The organism is Streptomyces sp. NPDC102270, from assembly GCF_044766405.1.
Classification (GTDB): Bacteria; Actinomycetota; Actinomycetes; order Streptomycetales; family Streptomycetaceae; genus Streptomyces.
This window is the reverse complement of the sequence record NZ_JBIWLX010000003.1, coordinates 51,121-70,068: the sequence shown is the minus strand read 5'-3', so window position 1 is coordinate 70,068 and position 18,948 is coordinate 51,121. Positions and strand designations below refer to the sequence as shown.

At 71.8% G+C, this 18,948-nt stretch carries 19 protein-coding genes; 11 read left to right on the top strand and 8 right to left on the bottom strand.

Features of this window, described 5'->3' with window-relative positions:
* The first annotated feature begins 52 nt into the window (after positions 1–52).
* Genes egtA through egtD form a run of 4 tightly spaced genes read left to right on the top strand, consistent with a single transcriptional unit; the run spans position 53 to position 4,408 of the window.
* Positions 53–1,342 carry an ergothioneine biosynthesis glutamate--cysteine ligase EgtA gene (gene egtA / locus ACIRP7_RS05670; RefSeq protein WP_403654407.1) on the top strand — a complete coding sequence of 430 codons (1,290 nt, stop codon included), beginning with the start codon at positions 53–55 and terminating at the stop codon, positions 1,340–1,342.
* Complete coding sequence (gene egtB, locus ACIRP7_RS05665) at positions 1,339–2,670, top strand: ergothioneine biosynthesis protein EgtB (RefSeq protein ID WP_403654405.1); 1,332 nt, start codon at positions 1,339–1,341, stop codon at positions 2,668–2,670. Before egtA ends, egtB begins: the two co-directional genes overlap by 4 nt.
* Positions 2,670–3,449 (top strand): ergothioneine biosynthesis protein EgtC, encoded by a 780-nt coding sequence (gene egtC / locus ACIRP7_RS05660; protein WP_403654403.1) that lies wholly within the window; start codon positions 2,670–2,672, stop codon positions 3,447–3,449. The genes egtB and egtC overlap by 1 nt, the downstream gene beginning before the upstream one ends.
* On the top strand, positions 3,446–4,408 hold the full coding sequence (egtD, locus tag ACIRP7_RS05655; RefSeq protein WP_403654401.1) for an L-histidine N(alpha)-methyltransferase: 963 nt from the start codon (positions 3,446–3,448) through the stop codon (positions 4,406–4,408). Before egtC ends, egtD begins: the two co-directional genes overlap by 4 nt.
* 39 nt (positions 4,409–4,447) lie before the next feature.
* On the opposite strand, the gene ACIRP7_RS05650 is transcribed toward egtD, so the two are convergent.
* A complete protein-coding gene (locus ACIRP7_RS05650; RefSeq protein ID WP_403654399.1) occupies positions 4,448–5,632 on the bottom strand; it encodes a MalY/PatB family protein in 1,185 nt (394 codons plus the stop codon).
* Between the two features lie 58 nt (positions 5,633–5,690).
* Between ACIRP7_RS05650 and ACIRP7_RS05645 the strand changes: the two genes are divergently transcribed.
* A complete protein-coding gene (locus tag ACIRP7_RS05645; RefSeq protein ID WP_403654397.1) occupies positions 5,691–5,906 on the top strand; it encodes a dodecin in 216 nt (71 codons plus the stop codon).
* Between the two features lie 8 nt (positions 5,907–5,914).
* Here the strand turns inward: ACIRP7_RS05645 and ACIRP7_RS05640 are convergent, their stop codons facing one another.
* Positions 5,915–6,406, bottom strand: a complete 492-nt coding sequence (locus ACIRP7_RS05640; protein ID WP_403654395.1) for a hypothetical protein — start codon at positions 6,404–6,406, stop codon at positions 5,915–5,917.
* 103 nt (positions 6,407–6,509) lie between these two features.
* Here ACIRP7_RS05640 and ACIRP7_RS05635 point away from each other — a divergent pair, with 103 nt between their 5' ends.
* From ACIRP7_RS05635 to rpmF, 3 genes are all read left to right on the top strand, one after another.
* On the top strand, positions 6,510–7,709 hold the full coding sequence (locus ACIRP7_RS05635; RefSeq protein WP_403654393.1) for a right-handed parallel beta-helix repeat-containing protein: 1,200 nt from the start codon (positions 6,510–6,512) through the stop codon (positions 7,707–7,709).
* A gap of 52 nt (positions 7,710–7,761) precedes the next feature.
* Positions 7,762–8,172, top strand: a complete 411-nt coding sequence (locus tag ACIRP7_RS05630) for a (2Fe-2S) ferredoxin domain-containing protein (protein ID WP_403654391.1) — start codon at positions 7,762–7,764, stop codon at positions 8,170–8,172.
* Between the two features lie 71 nt (positions 8,173–8,243).
* On the top strand, positions 8,244–8,414 hold the full coding sequence (gene rpmF / locus ACIRP7_RS05625) for a 50S ribosomal protein L32 (RefSeq protein ID WP_403654389.1): 171 nt from the start codon (positions 8,244–8,246) through the stop codon (positions 8,412–8,414).
* Positions 8,415–8,432: 18 nt separating this feature from the next.
* Here the strand turns inward: rpmF and ACIRP7_RS05620 are convergent, their stop codons facing one another.
* Positions 8,433–9,104, bottom strand: a complete 672-nt coding sequence (locus tag ACIRP7_RS05620; protein ID WP_403654387.1) for a DNA polymerase beta superfamily protein — start codon at positions 9,102–9,104, stop codon at positions 8,433–8,435.
* Positions 9,105–9,188: 84 nt separating this feature from the next.
* Between ACIRP7_RS05620 and ACIRP7_RS05615 the strand changes: the two genes are divergently transcribed.
* Positions 9,189–10,187 carry an LLM class flavin-dependent oxidoreductase gene (locus ACIRP7_RS05615; RefSeq protein ID WP_403654385.1) on the top strand — a complete coding sequence of 333 codons (999 nt, stop codon included), beginning with the start codon at positions 9,189–9,191 and terminating at the stop codon, positions 10,185–10,187.
* A gap of 10 nt (positions 10,188–10,197) precedes the next feature.
* Positions 10,198–12,546 carry an ATP-binding cassette domain-containing protein gene (locus ACIRP7_RS05610; RefSeq protein ID WP_403654383.1) on the top strand — a complete coding sequence of 783 codons (2,349 nt, stop codon included), beginning with the start codon at positions 10,198–10,200 and terminating at the stop codon, positions 12,544–12,546.
* A 124-nt stretch (positions 12,547–12,670) separates the two neighbouring features.
* Here ACIRP7_RS05610 and ACIRP7_RS05605 read toward each other — a convergent pair whose 3' ends face one another.
* From ACIRP7_RS05605 to ACIRP7_RS05585, 5 genes are all read right to left on the bottom strand, one after another.
* The gene (locus ACIRP7_RS05605; RefSeq protein WP_403654381.1) at positions 12,671–13,474 is read right to left on the bottom strand and encodes a lysophospholipid acyltransferase family protein; all 804 of its coding nucleotides are present in this window, start codon (positions 13,472–13,474) and stop codon (positions 12,671–12,673) included.
* Positions 13,474–14,244: a GNAT family N-acetyltransferase gene (locus tag ACIRP7_RS05600; RefSeq protein WP_403654379.1), complete on the bottom strand. Its 771-nt coding sequence runs from the start codon at positions 14,242–14,244 to the stop codon at positions 13,474–13,476. Before ACIRP7_RS05600 ends, ACIRP7_RS05605 begins: the two co-directional genes overlap by 1 nt.
* Before the next feature lie 309 nt (positions 14,245–14,553).
* Complete coding sequence (locus ACIRP7_RS05595; protein ID WP_403654377.1) at positions 14,554–15,303, bottom strand: succinate dehydrogenase/fumarate reductase iron-sulfur subunit; 750 nt, start codon at positions 15,301–15,303, stop codon at positions 14,554–14,556.
* Positions 15,300–17,246: a fumarate reductase/succinate dehydrogenase flavoprotein subunit gene (locus ACIRP7_RS05590; protein WP_403654375.1), complete on the bottom strand. Its 1,947-nt coding sequence runs from the start codon at positions 17,244–17,246 to the stop codon at positions 15,300–15,302. The genes ACIRP7_RS05595 and ACIRP7_RS05590 overlap by 4 nt, the downstream gene beginning before the upstream one ends.
* 2 nt (positions 17,247–17,248) lie before the next feature.
* Entirely contained in the window at positions 17,249–17,920 is a 672-nt protein-coding gene (locus ACIRP7_RS05585) for a succinate dehydrogenase (RefSeq protein ID WP_403655114.1), read from the bottom strand.
* A 120-nt stretch (positions 17,921–18,040) separates the two neighbouring features.
* On the opposite strand from ACIRP7_RS05585, the gene ACIRP7_RS05580 reads away from it, so the two are divergent.
* Positions 18,041–18,928: a LysR family transcriptional regulator gene (locus ACIRP7_RS05580; RefSeq protein WP_403654373.1), complete on the top strand. Its 888-nt coding sequence runs from the start codon at positions 18,041–18,043 to the stop codon at positions 18,926–18,928.
* Positions 18,929–18,948: the final 20 nt, after the last annotated feature.

The window sequence follows — 18,948 nt, the reverse complement described above, 5'->3', positions numbered from 1 at the left end:
CCCACCTGATCCCCGGACCGGTGGCATGGTGGAATCTCAGGAGGATCCCGACATGTCCGACTCACCAAGCGACTGTACGAAGCCCCGTACGTCGCTCCCCGAAGCAGAGCTCGAGGCCCTGGTCCGCGGCATCTGCTTCAAGACCGGCCCGCCCCGCCGTATCGGGGTGGAAGTGGAATGGCTCGTCCATGAGCTGCGCAGCCCGCGGCTCCCCGTCACATCCGAACGACTCGCGGCGGCCTACGCCGCACTGCGGACCGTGCCCCTGACGTCGGCGCTCACCGTCGAACCCGGCGGCCAGCTGGAGCTGAGCTCGCAGCCCGCCGACTCCCTGATGGAGTGCATCGGTACCGTCTCCGCCGACCTCGCCGCCGTCCGGGCCGCCCTCGCAGAGCACGGACTCGGCCTCGTCGGCCTCGGCCACGACCCCTGGCATCCTCCCCGCAGATACCTGCGGGAACCGCGCTACGACGCCATGGAGACCTGCCTCGACCGCACCGGACCGGCCGGCCGCGCCATGATGTGCACCTCGGCCTCCGTGCAGGTGTGCGTGGACGCCGGCCACGAGGAGCCCGGCCCGCTGGGCCTGGGACGCCGCTGGTGGCTGGCGCACCAGCTGGGCCCCATCCTGGTGGCCGCCTTCGCCAACTCCCCGCTCGCCGGGTCCGAACCCACCGGCTGGCTCTCGACCCGCCAGCTGCTGTGGACCGAGATCGGCAAGGACCGGGCCGGCGGCCCCGACCTGAATGCCGACCCCCGCCGTGCCTGGGCCCGGCACGTCCTGGACGCGCCCGTGATGTGCATACGGCGGGACAGCGGCCCCTGGGACGTCCCGGAGGGGCTCACCTTCCGGGAGTGGGCCAGGTCGGGGACGCCCAGGCCATCGACCCGGGAGGACCTCGACTACCACATATCGACCCTGTTCCCGCCGGTCAGACCGCGCGGCCATCTCGAACTACGCATGATGGACGCCCAGCCCGGCGAGGACGGCTGGATCGTCCCGCTCGCCGTGACGAAGGCGCTCTTCGACGACCCGGAGACCGCCGAGACCGCCTACCGGGTGGTGAAGCCGCTGGCCGAGCGCACCGTGTCGCTGCCCGCCCCGCACAATCCGCTGTGGATCGACGCGGCCCGTCACGGCCTGGCCGACCCGGAGCTGCACGAGGCGGCGATCGCGTGCTTCTCGGCGGCCCTGGAGGCCCTGCCCCGGCTCGGCGCCACCACCGAGGTCACGGACGCCGTGGGAGCGTTCGTGCACCGCTATGTGAACCGGGGCCGCTGCCCCGCCGACGATCTGCTGGACCGCACGCACGGTTCGCTCGGGAGGGAAATCCGCACATGACCGACCCCACCGCCGACCTGTCCGCCGATCCCGAGACCTTCCGCGAGCGGGCCGTGACGACCCTGGTCACCGCCAGGGACCGTACGACACTCCTCACCAGCTGCGTCGAGGACCCCGACCTGACCGCCCAGCACTCGCCGCTGATGTCGCCGCTCGTGTGGGACCTCGCCCACATCGGCAACCAGGAGGAGCAGTGGCTGCTGCGGACCGTCGCCGGGCAGGAGGCGATACGGCCCGAGATCGACGGCATCTACGACGCCTTCGAGCACCCGCGCTCCGAACGCCCCACCCTGCCCCTGCTGTCGCCCGCCGAGTCCCGGCGCTACGCCGCGGAGGTGCGCGGGCGGGTCCTGGACGTCCTGGAGGGAACCGCGCTGCACGGAACCCGGCTCACCGAGGCCGGGTTCGCCTTCGGGATGATCGCCCAGCACGAACAACAGCACGACGAGACGATGCTGATCACGCATCAGCTCCGCACTGGACCGCAGGCCCTGACCGCCCCGGACCCGGAACCGGCTCCGCTGTTCACCGGCCCGGCCGAAGTCCTCGTCCCCGGCGGCCCGTTCACCATGGGCACCTCCGACGAGCCGTGGGCCCTGGACAACGAACGCCCCGCGCACCGGCGCGAGGTGGACCCCTTCTACATCGACACCACTCCGGTGACGAACGCCGAGTACCAGGCGTTCATCGAGGACGGCGGCTACGACACCGAGCGCTGGTGGGCACCGGCCGGGTGGGCGCACATCCGCCGGCACTCCATCCACGCCCCGCTGTTCTGGAGCCGCGACGGCAAGCAGTGGCTGCGCCGGCGCTTCGGCGTCACCGAGGTCGTGCCGCCCGACGAGCCGGTGGTCCACGTGTGCTGGTACGAGGCCGACGCCTACGCCCGCTGGGCAGGACGGCGGCTGCCCACCGAGGCGGAGTGGGAGAAGGCGGCCCGCCACGACCCGGCCGGTGACCGCTCGACGCGCTACCCGTGGGGCGACGCCGACCCGGCCCCGGAACACGCCAACCTGGGTCAGCGGCACCTGCGCCCCGCCCCCGCCGGAAGCTACCCGGAGGGCGAGTCACCGCTCGGCGTAAGGCAGCTGATCGGTGACGTGTGGGAGTGGACGGCGAGCGACTTCGAGCCCTACCCCGGGTTCCAGGCGTTCCCGTACAAGGAGTACTCGGAGGTGTTCTTCGGCCCCGACCACAAGGTGTTGCGCGGCGGTTCGTTCGCCGTGGACGCGGTGGCCTGCCGGGGCACGTTCCGCAACTGGGACTATCCGATCCGACGGCAGATCTTCTCCGGCTTCCGCACGGCCCGTTCCTCCGGAGCCGTCTGATGTGCCGTCATTTGGCCTACCTGGGACCCGAGGAGCCGCTCGGCCGGCTCCTCGTGGAGCCCCCGCACAGCCTGTACCACCAGTCCTGGGCGCCCAGGCGGCAGCGGTACGGCACGGTCAACGCCGACGGTTTCGGGGTGGGTTGGTACGCCGAGGACGACCCGGCACCGGCGCGGTACCGGCGGGCGGGGCCCATCTGGGCCGACCTGTCCTTCGCCGATCTGGCCCGGGTCGTGAGGAGCCGGGCGATCCTGGCCGCCGTACGGGACGCGACCCTGGCGGGAGCCGACGCCGAGGCCGCCGCGGCACCGTACGCCTCGGGTCCCTGGCTGTTCAGCCACAACGGCGCGGTCAAGGGCTGGCCGGTTTCCCTGGCCCCCCTGACCAACTCGCTCCCTCCGGCGGATCTGCTGTCTATGGAGGCCCGCAACGACTCGGCGTTCGTGTGGGCCCTGGTCCTGAACCGGCTGCGCGGCGGCGACGAGGAGGGCCAGGCGCTGGCCGACACCGTCGTGGAGGTCGCCGAGGCGGCCCCCGGCTCCCGGCTCAACCTGCTGCTGACCAACGGGGAGTCCATCGCGGCGACCGCCTGGGGCGACACCCTCTGGTACCTCCACCGCCCCGGCGCCGGCACGGTCGTGGCCTCCGAGCCGTACGACGACGATCCGCACTGGCAGGAGGTCCCGGACCGCACGCTGCTCGCGGCGAGCCGCACCGGCATCCTGCTCACGCCGCTCAAGGAACCGTCCGTGGAACCATCCGAGGAGCCCCGCACGTGAGTCCGTTCCTGCTGACCCGCACCCTGCCCGAGGACGCCACCGAGGCCGCCCTGCGCGCCGATGTCCTCAAGGGCCTGACGCACACGCCCAAGACGCTGCCGCCGAAGTGGTTCTACGACGCCCACGGCAGCGAACTCTTCGAGCAGATCACCGAGTTGCCCGAGTACTACCCGACCCGCGCCGAACGGGAGATCCTCGTCGCGCGCTCCGGCGAGATCGCGCAGGCCACCGGCGCCCGCACCCTGATCGAACTGGGCTCCGGCTCTTCGGAGAAGACCCGGTACCTGCTCGACGCGCTGGCCGGGCTGCACACCTACGTCCCGGTCGACGTCAGCGAGAGCGCGCTCACCCAGGCCGGGCACGCGCTCATCGCCCAGCGGCCGGAGCTGAGCGTGCACGCGCTGATCGCCGACTTCACGGCCGGTCTGTCCCTGCCGGGAACGCCGGGCCCGCGCCTGGTGGCATTCCTCGGCGGCACGATCGGCAACCTGCTGCCGGTCGAGCGCGCCGCGTTCCTCGCCTCCGTCCGCTCGCTGCTCTCCCCCGGTGACGCGCTGCTGCTCGGCACGGATCTGGTCAAGGACGAGAACGTGCTGGTCAGGGCGTACGACGACGCGGCCGGGGTGACGGCCGCGTTCAACAAGAACGTCCTGACCGTCGTCAACCGCGAGCTGGGCGCCGACTTCGATCCCGGCGCCTTCGACCACGTGGCCCTCTGGGACGCCGGGAACGAGTGGATCGAGATGCGGCTGCGTTCCCGTACGGACCAGACCGTGAAGGTCCCGGCGCTCGACCTGGCCGTCGACTTCGCGGCGGGCGAGGAGCTGCGCACAGAGATCTCGGCGAAGTTCCGCAAGGAGGGCGTCCGCGGTGAACTGGCTGCCGCAGGGCTGGAGTTGGCCCACTGGTGGACGGACAGCGAGGGCCGGTTCGCGCTGTCGCTGAGCGTTGCGCGGTAACGCGGACTCGCGGGGGCCGGTTCACGCCGGCCCCCGCGGTCAGCCGAGGGCGGCGGCCATCCGCCGTACCGCCTCGGTGATCAGCTCGGGCGAGGTCGCGAGGTTCAGCCGGACGAAGCCGGCGCCCCCGGTGCCGAACGGGACACCGGAATTCAGGGCGACCCGCCCGCGCTCCAGGAAGACGGCCGCCGGATCGTCGCCCAGATCCAGCGCACGGCAGTCCAGCCAGGCGAGGTAGGTGGCCTGGGCCGGCTCGTGGCGCACGGCGGGCAGCGACTCGGTGAGCAGTTCGGCCAGCAGCCGGCGGTTGTCGTCGAGGCCGGTGAGCAGGGCGTCGAGCCAGGCGCCGCCGTCCCGGAGCGCGGCGGTGTGGGCGATGACGCCGACGTGGCTGGGACCGTGACCGACCTCTTCGGGAAGGCGCGCGAGGTCGTCGGCCGCGTCGGGCCCCGCGATGGCCACTGCGGCCTTGAGTCCGGCCAGGTTCCACGCCTTGGACGCCGACATCAGCGACAACCCGCTCCCCGCGCCGGGAACGCTCAGGTAGGGCACGAACGTCGCCCCCGCCGCCGTGAGCGGGGCGTGGATCTCGTCGGCCACGACCCGCACGCCGTAGGTCCGCGCCAGCGCCGCCACCTCCGCCAGTTCCGCGGCCGAGTGCACGGCGCCGGTCGGATTGTGCGGGCTGCACAGCAGATACGCGGGCCGGGCCGCGTCCTTCCGGACCCGCCCGAAGGCGTCCTCCAGGACCGCGAAATCGATCCGGCCGTCCCCACCCAGCGGAGCCTCGACGACCCGCCGGTCCATGTGCCCGACGAACTGGTAGAAGGGCGGGTACACGGGCGAGTTGACGACCACCGGATCGCCCGGTCCGGAGACCAGCTTCAGCATCTCGACGATGCCCAGCATCACGTCCGGGACGATCGCCGTACGCTCCACGGCGATCCCGTCCCAGCCCCACCGCTCGCTCGCGAAGCCGGCCAGCGCCTCGGCGTACGCCGTCCCGGCCGGATACCCGGTGTCGCCCAGCGCCACCGCGTCCCGGACGGCCCGCACGACCGGTTCGGCCGGCGGGACGTCCATCTCGGCGACCCACAGCGGCAGCACGTCCTCGGGGTACGTCCGCCATTTCATGCTCGTGCGACGCCGGAGCTGCTCCAGGGTGAGCCGGCGCAGGGGGTTCACGGCAGTGGGCGCGGAGATGTCACCGGGCAGACCGTCCATGGGCCAAAGATAGGCCGGACGGCTCGCGCTCCACGGCTGCCTGGGGCACGGTGGAACCATGACGAACCACACCTACCGGGTGACCGAGATCGTCGGCACCTCGCCGGACGGCGTCGACCAGGCGATCCGCAACGGCATCACCCGCGCCTCGCAGACCCTCCGCCATCTCGACTGGTTCGAGGTGACCCAAGTGCGGGGCCAGATCGAGGACGGGCAGGTCCTGCACTGGCAGGTGGGGCTGAAGGTCGGTTTCCGCCTGGACGAGTCGGACTGACACGGCTCTCAGGTCCGCCCCTCCCGCTCCTGCGCCACCTCCAGCGTCGCGGAAGGGGCGGTCCAGCGTGCCTGTACGACGGTGAATCCGGCCCGTCGGGCGTCCTCGCAGACCAACTCGTCGTCGTCCACCAGGACCTGGATCTCCCGAGTGCGGGCGAGCCGCTTCAGGATCTCCAGTTTGGTGCGCCGGGCGGGCCGCCGGTCGTCGTTGCGCCGCATGTGCACGCGCCCCTCGGGCAGCCCCTGCGCGGCGAGCCACGCGAGCGTGTCGCGTCGGCAGCGCTCGGGCCGGCCGGTGAGGTAGACGATCTCGCACTCCTCGGCCAGCTCCAGCACCAGCGCGATGCCGTCAGGGATCGGCGGGTCCTCGGGCGCGGCCGCGAAGAAGCCGTCCCAGTCGCGCGGCCCGCGCTCCAGGAACCGCTGCCGGTGGGCCGTGTCGGCCAGGGTGTTGTCCAGGTCGAACACGGCGAGCGGGCGCTTGCTGCTGTCGGTCACCTCACCCACCCTAGGGCCCTCTGACGGATCCTGGCCCGGCAACCTTCCCGCCCCGGGCGGCCACTGACTGAGGAGAGAACAGTCGGTCGAGGCGGGAGACTCCATGCGTGTGAACACGGCGATCTGGACGGCGGTACTGGTGGGCGCGGCCCTGGCCTTACCCGTGACCGAGGCGTCCGCGGCGCCGACGACCCTGATCGTGGCGACGAACGGCAACGACACCGCCCCGGGCACGCTCGCCCAGCCGCTGCGGACCGTCCAGCGGGCCGTGGACCTGGCGAAGCCCGGCGACACCATCGCCGTCCGCGGGGGGACGTACGCCCTCACGGACAACATCACCATCGCCACCTCGGGCACCGCGACCCAGCCCATCTCACTGGGCGCCTACCAGGGCGAGCGGGTCGTGATCGACGGCGAGCAGCTGGCCGCGAGCCACACCCCGGTCGGCGGCAGCATTCCGCGGGCCGAGCGCGGGGCGATCCACCAGGAGGCGTCCTACTGGCGGATCTCGGACCTGGAGATCGTGAACGGCCCGTACGGGGTCTACTGCGACGGCTGCAACGGTAATGTCTTCGCCCGTCTGAAGACCCACGACAACTACGAGTCGGGCTTCCAGCTCCAGGGTGCCTCCGGCAACAACCAGATCCTGAACCTGGACAGTTACGCCAACCGCGACCCGCGCAAGAACGGCGAGAGCGCGGACGGCCTTGCCATCAAGGAGGGTTCGGGCACCGGCAACCTCGTGCGGGGTGCCCGGCTGTGGAACAACGTCGACGACGGCTTCGACGACTGGAAGTTCACCTCGCCGGTCGTCATCGAGAACACCATCGCCTACGGCAACGGGTTCAACCGCTGGAACTTCCCCGACTTCGCCGGTGACGGCAACGGTTTCAAGCTGGGTGGCGGCAGTCCGGCACCGGCGGTGGCACACACCGTGCGCAACTCGGCCGCCTTCAAGAACGCCGCCCATGGCGTCACGGACAACGGCAACACCGGTGCCCTCGTCCTGACCCGCAACTCGACGTGGGCTAACGGCGGCACCGGCTTCGACGCCGACGTCTCGGGCGGCAAGGCCAAGCTGACCGCGAACCTGTCGGTCGCCGACTCGAAGGCGGCCGCACTCGGCTCGGCGACCGTCTCCAGCGGCAACTCCTGGGATCTGGGCGGCACGTGGAACGCGTCCTCGGTACTCAGCACGGACCCGGCGCCGCTCACGGGCGCACGCGCGGCCGACGGTTCCCTGCCGTCGGCGCCGTCGTTCCTGGTGCCGCGCAGCGGGGCCGCCGTAGGAGCGAGGTTCTGATCTGGCCGACCCGGTGGCGCGGGGCGCGAGGCGTATGGATCATGCTTCTCCCATGCCCCCGACGCCCCGTACGTTCCTGACCGGCTCCGGCTCCTGCACCCTCGTCGTCTGCCGGGGCTGCTGCTGCGGCGATGCCCGCAAGCACCCCGGCACCGACCACACCTGGCAGCTGGAACTGCTGCGGGCCGGCGCCGCCGAGCACGGCTTCCAGGTCCGTACGACCGATTGTCTGGGCCCGTGCGACCAGGCCAACGTCATCGTCGTACGGCCCTCGGCGGCCGGGCGCCGGGCGGGTGGCCGGGCCGCGTGGATCGGGTTCGTCATGGACGACGAGGGCACCGAGGAGGTCGTGCGGTGGGCGGCGGCGGGCGGTCCGGGGGTCGCCGAGCCGCCGCCGACGCTGGAGCTGCAGTTCATCGAGCCGCCGAGGGAGGCCCGGGTGCGGTCCCGGCGCCGACGCTGACTGTTAATGGGATCCATTTTCATGTAGCGTCTGCGGTGCTCACCCCCGAGGCCACCGAAGAGGTTCCCGCCATGGCTGTCCCCAAGCGGAAGATGTCCCGCAGCAACACCCGCCACCGCCGCTCGCAGTGGAAGGCCACCACCACCCAACTGGTGCCCGTCACGATCGCCGGCGTCGCCCATCTCGTCCCCCAGCACCTGGTCAAGGCGTACGAGCGCGGCCTGCTGCGCCCCGAGGGCTGAGGACCACCGAGGCTCAGGTCACGCCGCCGTGTCGTAGAACTCCGCGCGGACGCGGCGCAGCCACGCCTCGGCCGGTGCCTCGTCAGGCCGGTCCGGCAGCGCGCTGCGGGTCTCGGTGAACGCGGCCTCGTAGTGGGCGAGCAGCGCGCGGGCCGAGGCCGGGTCGGCGGCGACGGCGTCCCCGAAGCGGTGGTACTCCTCGGGGTCCTCGACCCGCACCGAGAGCCGTCCGGTGGTGTACAGCTCCAGGCCCTGGTGGCAGAGCCGCTTCAGGTGCCGGGCGTGCTTGGCGGTGCGGTGGTCGCCGGCCCGGCTCTCCAGTTTCCTGAACTGCTGGGCGGCGTAGCCGAGATAGGCGTCCCGGACCCGCCGGGCGCTCAGGAACGACCCCCGGACGGCGATGAGTTCGTCGCCCAGCGGGGTGCGCACCTCGTAGAGCTCGTCCGGCAGCCACACCAGTTCCATGACGGTCGGATTGCCGCCCAGGGCGAGCCGGCACCACTTCGCCGCCTCGTGCAGGGTGCGGTCGGGTGCCGTGGTGACGTGGGACTCCTTCGGCGTGTGCAGGCCGAGCAGGGTCTCGGTGGGCGCGGCGAACATGCCGAGCCGGTCCACGTCGGAGCCCTCGCGGGCGAGTCCGTACGCGGTCGAGCCGACGATGCCGGAGAGCAGGATGTTCTGGACGGTCACCCGGCCCATTGTGCTGACCTGCGGCGATCGCGGTCATCCGGTTTTTCGCGGGAATACCGCATCCGGTCGGGCGTTGAACCCTGTGTGAGTTCCCTGACCGCCGCCACCCGCTTCTCCGTCCTCGACCGCTCCCGCACCCGCGAGGGCGGCACGAACGCGCAGGCGCTCCAGGACACCGTCCGGCTGGCGCGGGAGCTGGAAGGACTCGGCTACCACCGCTTCTGGGTCTCGGAGCACCACGGCGTGCCGGGGGTCGCGGGCTCCGCGCCGACGGTGCTGGCGGCCGCCGTCGCCGCGGCCACGGACACGATCCGGGTCGGCACCGGTGGTGTGATGCTGCCGAACCACCAACCCCTGGTCGTCGCCGAGCAGTTCGGGGTACTGGAGTCCCTCTTCCCGGGCCGGATCGACATGGGCCTGGGCCGCTCGGTCGGCTTCACCGGCGGTGTGCGCAAGGCGCTGGGCCGCGACAAGGACGACGCCGACGACTTCGCCGTACAGCTGGAGGAGCTGCTGGGCTGGTTCCGGGGCACCTCCCCGACAGGGGTGCACGCCCGCCCCGCCGAGGGCCTGACCGTGCCGCCCTTCGTGCTGGCCATGGGCGAGGGCGCCGCGATCGCGGCCCGCGTGGGCCTGCCGATGGTCATCGGCGACCTCAGGAACCGGGAGAAGATGCAGCGCGGCATCGACCACTACCGCGCGCATTTCCGGCCCTCTCCATGGGCCGGGGAGCCGTACGTCGTCATCTCCGGGACGGTCGCGGTGGCCGCCACCCCTGAGGAGGCGCGGCGCCTGCTGATCCCGGAGGCCTGGTCGATGGCGTACTCCCGGACCCACGGCACCTTCCCGCCCCTGCCGCCCGCCGAGCGGATCGGGACGCTCCCGATGACGGACAGGGAGCGGGGCCTGTACGAGTCCGGGCTCGCCGGTCACATCGCGGGCACCGAGGAGCAGGTCGCCCACGAGCTGGAGACGGTCCTGAAGGAGACTGGGGCGCAGGAGGTGCTGGTCACGACCAGTACGTACGACCGCGAGGCCCTGCTGGACTCCTATCGGCGGCTGGCGGCGATCACCTCCGGTTAGAGTCGTTCCCATGCACGACCCCACCGGCTCCCACGACCCGTACGTCCGCGTCCGCGGTGCCCGGGAGCACAATCTCCGGGGCGTGGACGTCGACGTCCCGCGGGATGTGCTGGCCGTGTTCACGGGGGTGTCCGGCTCGGGGAAGTCGTCGCTGGCGTTCGGGACGATCTACGCGGAGGCGCAGCGGCGGTACTTCGAGTCGGTGGCGCCGTACGCACGCCGGCTGATCCACCAGGTGGGGGCGCCGAAGGTCGGGGAGATCACCGGGCTGCCCCCCGCGGTCTCGCTGGAACAGCGGCGCTCGGCACCGACGTCCCGTTCGTCCGTCGGCACGGTCACCAACCTCTCCAACTCGCTGCGCATGCTGTTCTCCCGGGCCGGTGACTACCCGCCCGGTGCCGAGCGGCTCGACTCGGACTCCTTCTCCCCCAATACGGCGGTCGGCGCCTGCCCGGAGTGCCATGGCCTGGGCCGGGTCCACCGTACGACCGAGCAGTCGCTGGTGCCCGACCCGTCGCTGTCGATCCGGGAGGGCGCCATCGCCGCGTGGCCCGGTGCCTGGCAGGGCAAGAACCTGCGGGACATCCTCGACGCGCTCGGCCACGACGTGGACCGGCCCTGGCGTGAACTGCCCGCCGAAGAGCGCGAGTGGATCCTGTTCACCGACGAGCAGCCGGTGGTCACCGTGCACCCGGTGCGGGACGCGGACCGTATCCAACGCCCGTACCAGGGCACGTACATGAGCGCCCACCGCTATGTCCTGAAGACGTTCGCGGACTCCAAGAGCCAGACGCTGAAGGCGAAGGCGGAACGCTTCCTGGTCGCCGCCCCGTGCCCCGTCTGCGGCGGCAGCAGGCTGCGTCCGGAGGCGATGGCGGTCACCTTCGCGGGCCGCACGATCGCCGACCTCGCGGCCCTGCCGCTGACCGAGCTGGCCGCCTCGCTGGTCGCCCACGGGGAGACCGCCCGCGTCCTCACCGACGACCTCAAGTCCCGTATCGCGCCCGTCGTCGAGCTCGGACTCGGCTATCTGAGCCTGGACCGCGCCACCCCCACCCTGTCCGCGGGCGAACTCCAACGGCTGCGCCTCGCCACCCAGTTGCGGTCCGGACTGTTCGGAGTGGTGTACGTCCTCGACGAACCCTCCGCCGGACTGCACCCCGCGGACACCGAGGCTCTGCTCACGGTGCTGGCGCGACTGAAGGCGGCCGGCAACTCGGTGTTCGTGGTGGAGCACGACCTGGCCGTCATGCGGGGCGCGGACTGGCTCGTGGACGTCGGGCCGGGGGCGGGTGAGCACGGCGGGCGGGTGCTGCACAGCGGCCCAGTGGCGGAGCTGGCGAAGGCCGAGGAGTCCGCGACCGCCCGGTATCTGTTCGACCGCTCCCCCACCCCTAAGCGTCAAGTGCGCTCGCCGAGGGGCCAGTTGAAGGTCGGTCCCGTCAACCGGCACAACCTGCGCGGGGTGACGGCCGAGTTCCCGCTCGGTGTGTTCACCGCGGTGACCGGGGTGTCGGGCTCGGGCAAGTCCACGCTGGTCGGTGAGATCACCGAGGAACTGGAGGGGGTGGGACGTCTGGTCTCGGTCGACCAGAAGCCGATCGGCCGCACCCCGCGCTCCAACCTCGCCACCTACACGGGCCTGTTCGACGTCGTGCGCAAGGTCTTCGCCGCCACCGACGAGGCACGTGAACGCCGCTACGGGGTCGGCCGTTTCTCCTTCAACGTGGCGGGAGGGCGCTGTGAGACCTGCCAGGGCGAGGGCTTCGTCAGCGTCGAGCTGCTCTTCCTGCCGAGCACCTACGCGCCCTGCCCGGACTGCGGCGGGGCCCGCTACAACCCCGCGACACTCGAAGTGACGTACCGGGGAAGGAACATCGCCCAGGTGCTCGACCTGACGGTGGAGGCGGCGGCGGACTTCTTCGCGGACACCCCGCTCGTCGCCCGCAGTCTCACCACCCTCCTCGACATCGGCCTCGGCTACCTCCACCTCGGCCGGCCCGCCACCGAACTCTCCGGCGGCGAGGCCCAGCGCATCAAGCTCGCGAACGAACTCCAGCGCGCCCGCCGCGCCCACACGCTGTACCTCCTCGACGAACCCACCACCGGTCTCCACCCGGCCGACGTCGAGGTCCTCATGCGCCAACTCCACGGCCTCGTGGACGCCGGACACACGGTGATCGTCGTCGAGCACGACATGTCGGTGGTGGCGGGCGCGGACTGGGTGATCGACCTGGGCCCGGGCGGCGGCGACGCGGGCGGCCGCATCACGGCGACCGGCGTGCCGGAAGACGTCGCCGCGGCGGGGGGCAGCGCCACGGCACCGTACCTGGCCAGGACGCTGGGCGTCGGCGCCTAGTTCGACGACCGACTCCGTCGGGCGGCACGACCGCTGCCGCCCTCGCCCGGGCACCGAACCCGGAGGCCCGCGTCCGACGGACCCCGGGATGCCTTCGCTCACCAGCCAAACGGCTGTTGCCCGGTCAGCCGGTCGCATGCTCGCCGGTGCGCCCGTCGCACGCGAGCGACTGTGCTGCCCGGGCCAGGGAGCGGCGGTCGGGGTGGCTGCCCGGGGCGATCGGAGCCGGGACCTCCACCTCGGCCGTCAGCCCGCGTGCCGACACCACCCGCCATACCGATGCCGGCAGTGAGTCGTCACCGATGTAGGCGGCGGCCGTGCTGGGCCCGCCGCCGGCGAGCCGGTACCGCAGGCTCACCGGCTGGACGGGCACGCCGGCGTCGAGGGCCGCCTGGAACACCGCGCGGTGGAAGTGACCCTGGGCGCGACCGCACCAGGTGCTTCCCTCGGGGAAGACGGCGACCGCCGCACCCCCAGCCAGCGCGTCGGTGATCCGGGCGACCGTGTCCGGGAGGGCACGCAGCCGGTCCCGCTCGATGAACAGCGCGCCGCTGCGGGCCGTCAGCCGCCCCGCCACCGGCCACCGGCGGATCTCGGACTTCGCGAGCATCCGGGCCGGGCGTACGGCGGCCAGCAGCGGGATGTCCAGCCAGGAGATGTGGTTCGCGACCAGCAGCACTCCCCCCACGGGCGCGGTGGCGCCGGACACGCGGACCCGGACCCCCGAGGCCCGCACCACCGCCCGGCACCACCACCTGACCACTCCGGCCGGGATCCAGCGGCCGGCCGGCAGCAGCGCGATCCCGGCGAGCAGGACCGCCGTGACCGCGAGGAGCCGCAGCACGGCACGGGGTACGGCCGTGGCGGCCCCCGTCCGTTCCAGACACGCCCCGGGGGTGCAGGGCGCGCTGGGCAGCCAGACGCTCATCAGGCCGGGACGAGCGAGAGGAAGTGCCGCAGATAGCGGGCGTCGACCCGGCGCATCGACAGCAGCACGTACAGGTCGGCGACCCCGAACTCCGGGTCGTGGGCGGGCGGTCCGCACACCCAGGCGCCCAGGCGCAGGTAGCCGCGCAGCAGCGGGGGCAGCTCGGTGCGGGCCGCGGGTGTGTTCTCCGCGGGCTCCCAGGGCAGCAGGGGGCGTACCCGGAACTCCTCGGGAGCCAGGTACTTGGTGCGCACCCGGTTCCACGTGCCGGCCGCGAGCGCGCCGCCGTCGGCGAGCGGGATCGAGCAGCAGCCCGCCAGCCAGTCGTGGCCACGGTCCACCATGTAGCGGGCGATCCCGGCCCAGATGAGACCGATGACGGCCCCGTCGCGGTGCTCGGGGTGCACGCAGGAGCGGCCGACCTCGACGAGTCCCGGGCGGATCGCGTCGAGCGGCGCGAGGTCGAACTCGCCCTCCGAGTACAGGCGTCCGGCCACCGCCGCACGCTCCGGAGGCAGCAGCCGGTAGGTGCCGACGACCTGTCCGGTGACGGTGTCGCGGACGAGCAGGTGGTCGCAGTGGGCGTCGAAGCCGTCCAGGTCGAGGCCGGGTTCCGGGGTGGCCAGGAGGGCGCCCATCTCCCCGGCGAACACGTCGTGCCGCAGCCGCTGCGCGGCCCGTACGTCGTCCTCGTCGCGGGCCAGGGTGACGGTGTAGCGGGCCGGGGCGGCGCTCTGCGGGGGACGGTCCAGGGTGGAAACGCCGGTCATGGCACTCTCCAGGTCACGGGCGGAGGCGGCGAGCGGTGCCGCTGTCCCAGTTCTCCCGACGCCGGTTGGCGTGTACGTGACGGGTTCCGAGAGCGCGGATGTGCGGACGCTGAACGGCTCGGGCAAGGTGTCCGGGGCCTGCGACTCCGTCGACCGGCCGGTGTCCCGCCGGTGGCCGGAGGGAGGTCGACCTGATCGATGAGGCGTTCCCCACGTGACCTGGGCGGGGCCCGGCTCATGACCTTGGCGGGGCCGGACTTGAGCACCACGTCCGGCCCCGCCCGTCCGCACCTTGTCGGCGAACGTCTCTCAGCGTCGGGCGGCCTTCCGGGTCGCCCGCAGCCACTCCTTGTTCATGCTGGTGATGGAGACCAGCGGAATGCCCTTGGGGCAGGCCGTCGCGCACTCGCCCGCGAGCGTGCAGCCGCCGAAGCCCTCCGCGTCCATCTGCTCGACCATGTCGAGGACCCTGGTCTCCCGCTCCGGCGCTCCCTGCGGCAGCACGTTCAGATGGTTCACCTTGGCCGAGGTGAACAGCATCGCCGCCCCGTTGGGACAGGCGGCGACACACGCCCCGCACCCGATGCACTCGGCGTGCTCGAAGGCGAAGTCGGCGTCGGGCTTGGGTACCGGCGTGGCGTGCGCCTCCGGTGCCGACCCGGTGGGCGCCGTGATGTATCCGCCTGCCTGGATGATCCGGTCGAAGGCCGACCGGTCCACGACCAGGTCCTTGATCACCGGGAACGCGGACGCCCGCCACGGCTCGACGTCGATCGTGTCGCCGTCCGAGAAGGACCGCATGTGCAGCTGACAGGTGGTGGTCCGCTCGGGCCCGTGCGCGTCGCCGTTGATGACGAGCGAGCACGCCCCGCAGATGCCCTCACGGCAGTCGTGGTCGAAGGCCACCGGGTCCTCACCGCGCAGGATGAGCTCCTCGTTGAGGGTGTCCAGCATCTCCAGGAAGGACATGTCGGACGAGATGCCGTCCACCTCGTACGTGGACATCGCGCCGTCGGCGTCGGCGTTCTGCTGCCGCCAGACGCGCAGGGTGAGCTTCATGCGTAGCTCCGCTGGGTGGGGTGGACGTACTCGAAGACCAGGTCTTCCTTGTGCAGGACGGGGGCCTCGCCGGTGCCGGTGAACTCCCAGGCCGCCGCGTAGGCGAACTCGTCGTCCCGGCGGGCGGCTTCGCCGTCGGGGGTCTGGGACTCCTCGCGGAAGTGGCCGCCGCAGGACTCGGCGCGGTGCAGGGCGTCGAGGCACATCAGCTCGGCGAGTTCCAGGTAGTCGACGACACGGTTCGCCTTCTCCAGCGACTGGTTGAACTCCTGGCCGGTGCCGGGGACCTTGATCCGCCGCCAGAACTCCTCGCGGATCTGCGGGATGCGCTCCAGCGCCTTGCGCAGGCCGGAGCCGGTGCGTGCCATCCCGCAGAACTCCCACATGAGTTCGCCGACCTCGCGGTGGAAGGAGTCGGGCGTGCGGTCGCCGTCGACGGCGAGGAGCAGGTTGAGCCGGTCCTCCGTCTCCGCCAGCACCTCCTGCACGGCGGGGTGTTCGCCGGTCACCGGGTCCTGGTGCGGGTTGCGGGCGAGGTAGTCGTTGATGGTCGCCGGCAGCACGAAGTAGCCGTCGGCCAGGCCCTGCATCAGCGCGGAGGCGCCGAGGCGGTTGGCCCCGTGGTCGGAGAAGTTGGCCTCGCCGATCGCGAACAGGCCGGGGATGGTGGTCTGGAGGTCGTAGTCGACCCACAGCCCGCCCATCGTGTAGTGCACGGCGGGGTAGATCCGCATCGGCACGTCGTACGGATCCTCGTCGGTGATCCGCTGGTACATGTCGAAGAGGTTGCCGTACTTCGCCTCCACGGCTGCCCGGCCCATGCGCCGGATGGCGTCGGCGAAGTCGAGGTACACGCCCTGTCCCCCCGGCCCCACTCCCCTGCCCTCGTCGCAGACGTTCTTCGCGGCGCGGGAGGCGATGTCGCGCGGGACCAGGTTGCCGAAGGACGGGTAGATGCGCTCCAGGTAATAGTCGCGCTCGTCCTCGGGGATCCGGTTCGGCGGACGGGTGTCGCCCTTGGTCTTCGGCACCCAGATCCGGCCGTCGTTGCGCAGCGACTCGCTCATCAGCGTGAGCTTGGACTGGTGATCACCGGTGCGCGGGATGCAGGTCGGATGGATCTGCGTGAAGCAGGGGTTGGCGAAGTGGGCGCCCCGCCGGTGGGCCCGCCAGATGGCGGTGGCGTTGGAGTTCATGGCGTTCGTCGACAGGTAGAAGACGTTGCCGTAGCCGCCCGAGGCCAGGACCACCGCGTCCGCGAAGTACGTGTCGACGCGCCCGGTGACGAGATCGCGGGCCACGATCCCGCGCGCCCGTCCGTCGACGACGATCAGGTCGAGCATCTCGGTGCGCGGGTGCATCTCGATGTTCCCGGCGGCGATCTGCCGCGACAGCGCCTGGTACGCGCCGAGCAGGAGCTGCTGACCCGTCTGGCCGCGGGCGTAGAAGGTCCGGGAAACCTGGACGCCGCCGAAGGAGCGGGTGTCGAGCAGACCGCCGTACTCCCGCGCGAAGGGCACGCCCTGCGCCACGCACTGGTCGATGATCTCGACCGAGATCTGTGCCAGGCGGTGGACGTTGGACTCGCGCGCCCTGAAGTCGCCGCCCTTGACGGTGTCGTAGAACAGCCGGTGGATGGAGTCGCCGTCGTTGCGGTAGTTCTTGGCCGCGTTGATGCCGCCCTGCGCGGCGATGGAGTGGGCGCGGCGCGGGGAGTCCTGGTAGCAGAACTGGACGACGTGGTAGCCCTGTTCGGCGAGCGTGGCGCCCGCGGAGCCGCCCGCGAGGCCGGTGCCCACCACGATCACGGTGTGCTTGCGCCGGTTGGCGGGGTTGACGAGCTTGGCCTCGAAACGGCGCTTGTCCCAACGCTCGCGGATGGGGCCCTTCGGTGCCTTGGTGTCGACGACAGGTTCGCCGCTCCGATAGTCGGTGTACGTCATGTTCAGCTCACCACTCCGGTCATGACACCCACGGGTACGGCGATGAAGCCGGCCGTGAGCAGCAGTGCGAGGACATTGGCGACGCCCTTGAGGGCGCGGTCGCGGGTGCGGCTGCCGACGCCGAGGGTCTGGGCGGCGGCCCAGAAGCCGTGCCGGACATGCAGGCCGAGGGCGAGCATCGCGACGATGTAGATGACGTTGCCGTACCAGGTGGAGAAGGTGTCCACGACGTTCTGGTACGGGTGGCCCTCCTGGAAGCCGCCGGAGTGCACGGTGCCGGTCGTCAGGTCGAGGAGGTGCCACACGATGAACAGGCCGAGGATGATCCCGCCCCAGCGCATGGTGCGGGTCGCGTAGCTCGCCCGCGGCTTCTTGTGGACGTACTTGCCGGGCCGCGCCCGGATGTCGCGGCGGCTGAGCTGGTACGCCGAGACGGCGTGCGCGACGACGGCGACCACCAGCACGATCCGGATGAGCCACAGCGTCCACTCGTAGTGCATGAAGGGTTCGCCGACCGTACGCAGCCAGTGCGCGTAGTGGTTGAACTCGCCCGCCCCGAAGAAGATCTTCAGATTCCCGATCATGTGGACGACCAGGTACAGCAGCATGATCAGGCCGCTTACGGCCATCACGGTCTTCTTGCCGACGGAGCTGTCCCATACCGTGCGGGCGATGGACGGCCGCCGGGCCGTCCGCGTTGCCAGAGCCATGGGTCAAGACGCTAGAGCCCGGGCCCCCGATCGGTCCAAGACATGGTTCGGCTCGATTCCATAGGAAGCGGCTATCGTACGAGGATGCAGTTCCAGCAGCTCCAGTACTTCGTGGCGGTCGCCGAGACCCGGCACTTCACCCGCGCCGCCGATCTGGTCCATGTGGCGCAGCCGTCCCTGTCCCAGCAGATCAAGGCGCTGGAGCGGGAGCTCGGGGCGGATCTCTTCCTGCGGGCGCGCGGCAACATCACCCTCACCGACGCGGGTGAGGCCCTGCTGCCGCTGGCCCGTCGCATCCTGGCCGACGCGGACACGGCCCGGCACGAGGTGCAGGAGCTGGTGCAGCTGCGCAGCGGCCGGGTCCGGCTGGGCGCGACCCCGAGCCTGTGCACCGGTCTGCTGCCGGACGTGCTGCGCGCCTTCCACGACCGCTACCCCGGCATCCGGCTGATGATCGAGGAGGGTGGCTCCCACGATCTCGTACGGCTGCTCGCGCGCGGCGCCCTCGACCTGGCGCTGGTGGTCCTCCCGCTGCCGTCGCCGTCCCCGGCGCTGACGACGGTGGAGCTGCTGCGTGAGGACCTGGTCGTCGTCTCCTCGCCGGAGGCGGCCGCGCCCGGCGGTCCGGGCCGCCGTACGGTCCGCGTCGCCGATCTGGAGAGCGAACCGCTGGTGATGTTTCGGCACGGCTACGACCTGCGGGAACTGACCGTGGCCGCGTGCCGTGCCGAGGGGTTCGAGCCGGACTTCGCGGTGGAGGGCGGGGAGATGGACGCGGTCCTCGGCTTCGTGCGGGCGGGGCTGGGCGTGGCCGTCGTGCCGCGGATGGTCGCCACGCGCTCGGGGCGGGGGCTGCGGGTCACCCCGCTCGCCCGGCCGGGCCTGCACCGGACGATCGCGCTGGCGCACCGCAGCGATGTGGCTCCGCCGCGGGCGGCACGGGAGTTGCAGCGGATGCTGCTGGAGCGCTGAGCCGTCGTAGCATGAGGCCT

Coding starts and splice junctions, on each gene's coding strand:
- ACIRP7_RS05605 (WP_403654381.1), bottom strand. CDS start 13,474: ATGAGCGTCTGGCTGCCCAGCGCGCCCTGCACCCCCGGGGCGTGTCTG.
- ACIRP7_RS05610 (WP_403654383.1), top strand. CDS start 10,198: ATGCACGACCCCACCGGCTCCCACGACCCGTACGTCCGCGTCCGCGGT.
- ACIRP7_RS05600 (WP_403654379.1), bottom strand. CDS start 14,244: ATGACCGGCGTTTCCACCCTGGACCGTCCCCCGCAGAGCGCCGCCCCG.
- ACIRP7_RS05650 (WP_403654399.1), bottom strand. CDS start 5,632: ATGGACGGTCTGCCCGGTGACATCTCCGCGCCCACTGCCGTGAACCCC.
- egtB (WP_403654405.1), top strand. CDS start 1,339: ATGACCGACCCCACCGCCGACCTGTCCGCCGATCCCGAGACCTTCCGC.
- ACIRP7_RS05590 (WP_403654375.1), bottom strand. CDS start 17,246: ATGACGTACACCGACTATCGGAGCGGCGAACCTGTCGTCGACACCAAG.
- ACIRP7_RS05630 (WP_403654391.1), top strand. CDS start 7,762: ATGCCCCCGACGCCCCGTACGTTCCTGACCGGCTCCGGCTCCTGCACC.
- egtC (WP_403654403.1), top strand. CDS start 2,670: ATGTGCCGTCATTTGGCCTACCTGGGACCCGAGGAGCCGCTCGGCCGG.
- egtA (WP_403654407.1), top strand. CDS start 53: ATGTCCGACTCACCAAGCGACTGTACGAAGCCCCGTACGTCGCTCCCC.
- ACIRP7_RS05635 (WP_403654393.1), top strand. CDS start 6,510: ATGCGTGTGAACACGGCGATCTGGACGGCGGTACTGGTGGGCGCGGCC.
- ACIRP7_RS05580 (WP_403654373.1), top strand. CDS start 18,041: ATGCAGTTCCAGCAGCTCCAGTACTTCGTGGCGGTCGCCGAGACCCGG.
- rpmF (WP_403654389.1), top strand. CDS start 8,244: ATGGCTGTCCCCAAGCGGAAGATGTCCCGCAGCAACACCCGCCACCGC.
- ACIRP7_RS05645 (WP_403654397.1), top strand. CDS start 5,691: ATGACGAACCACACCTACCGGGTGACCGAGATCGTCGGCACCTCGCCG.
- ACIRP7_RS05595 (WP_403654377.1), bottom strand. CDS start 15,303: ATGAAGCTCACCCTGCGCGTCTGGCGGCAGCAGAACGCCGACGCCGAC.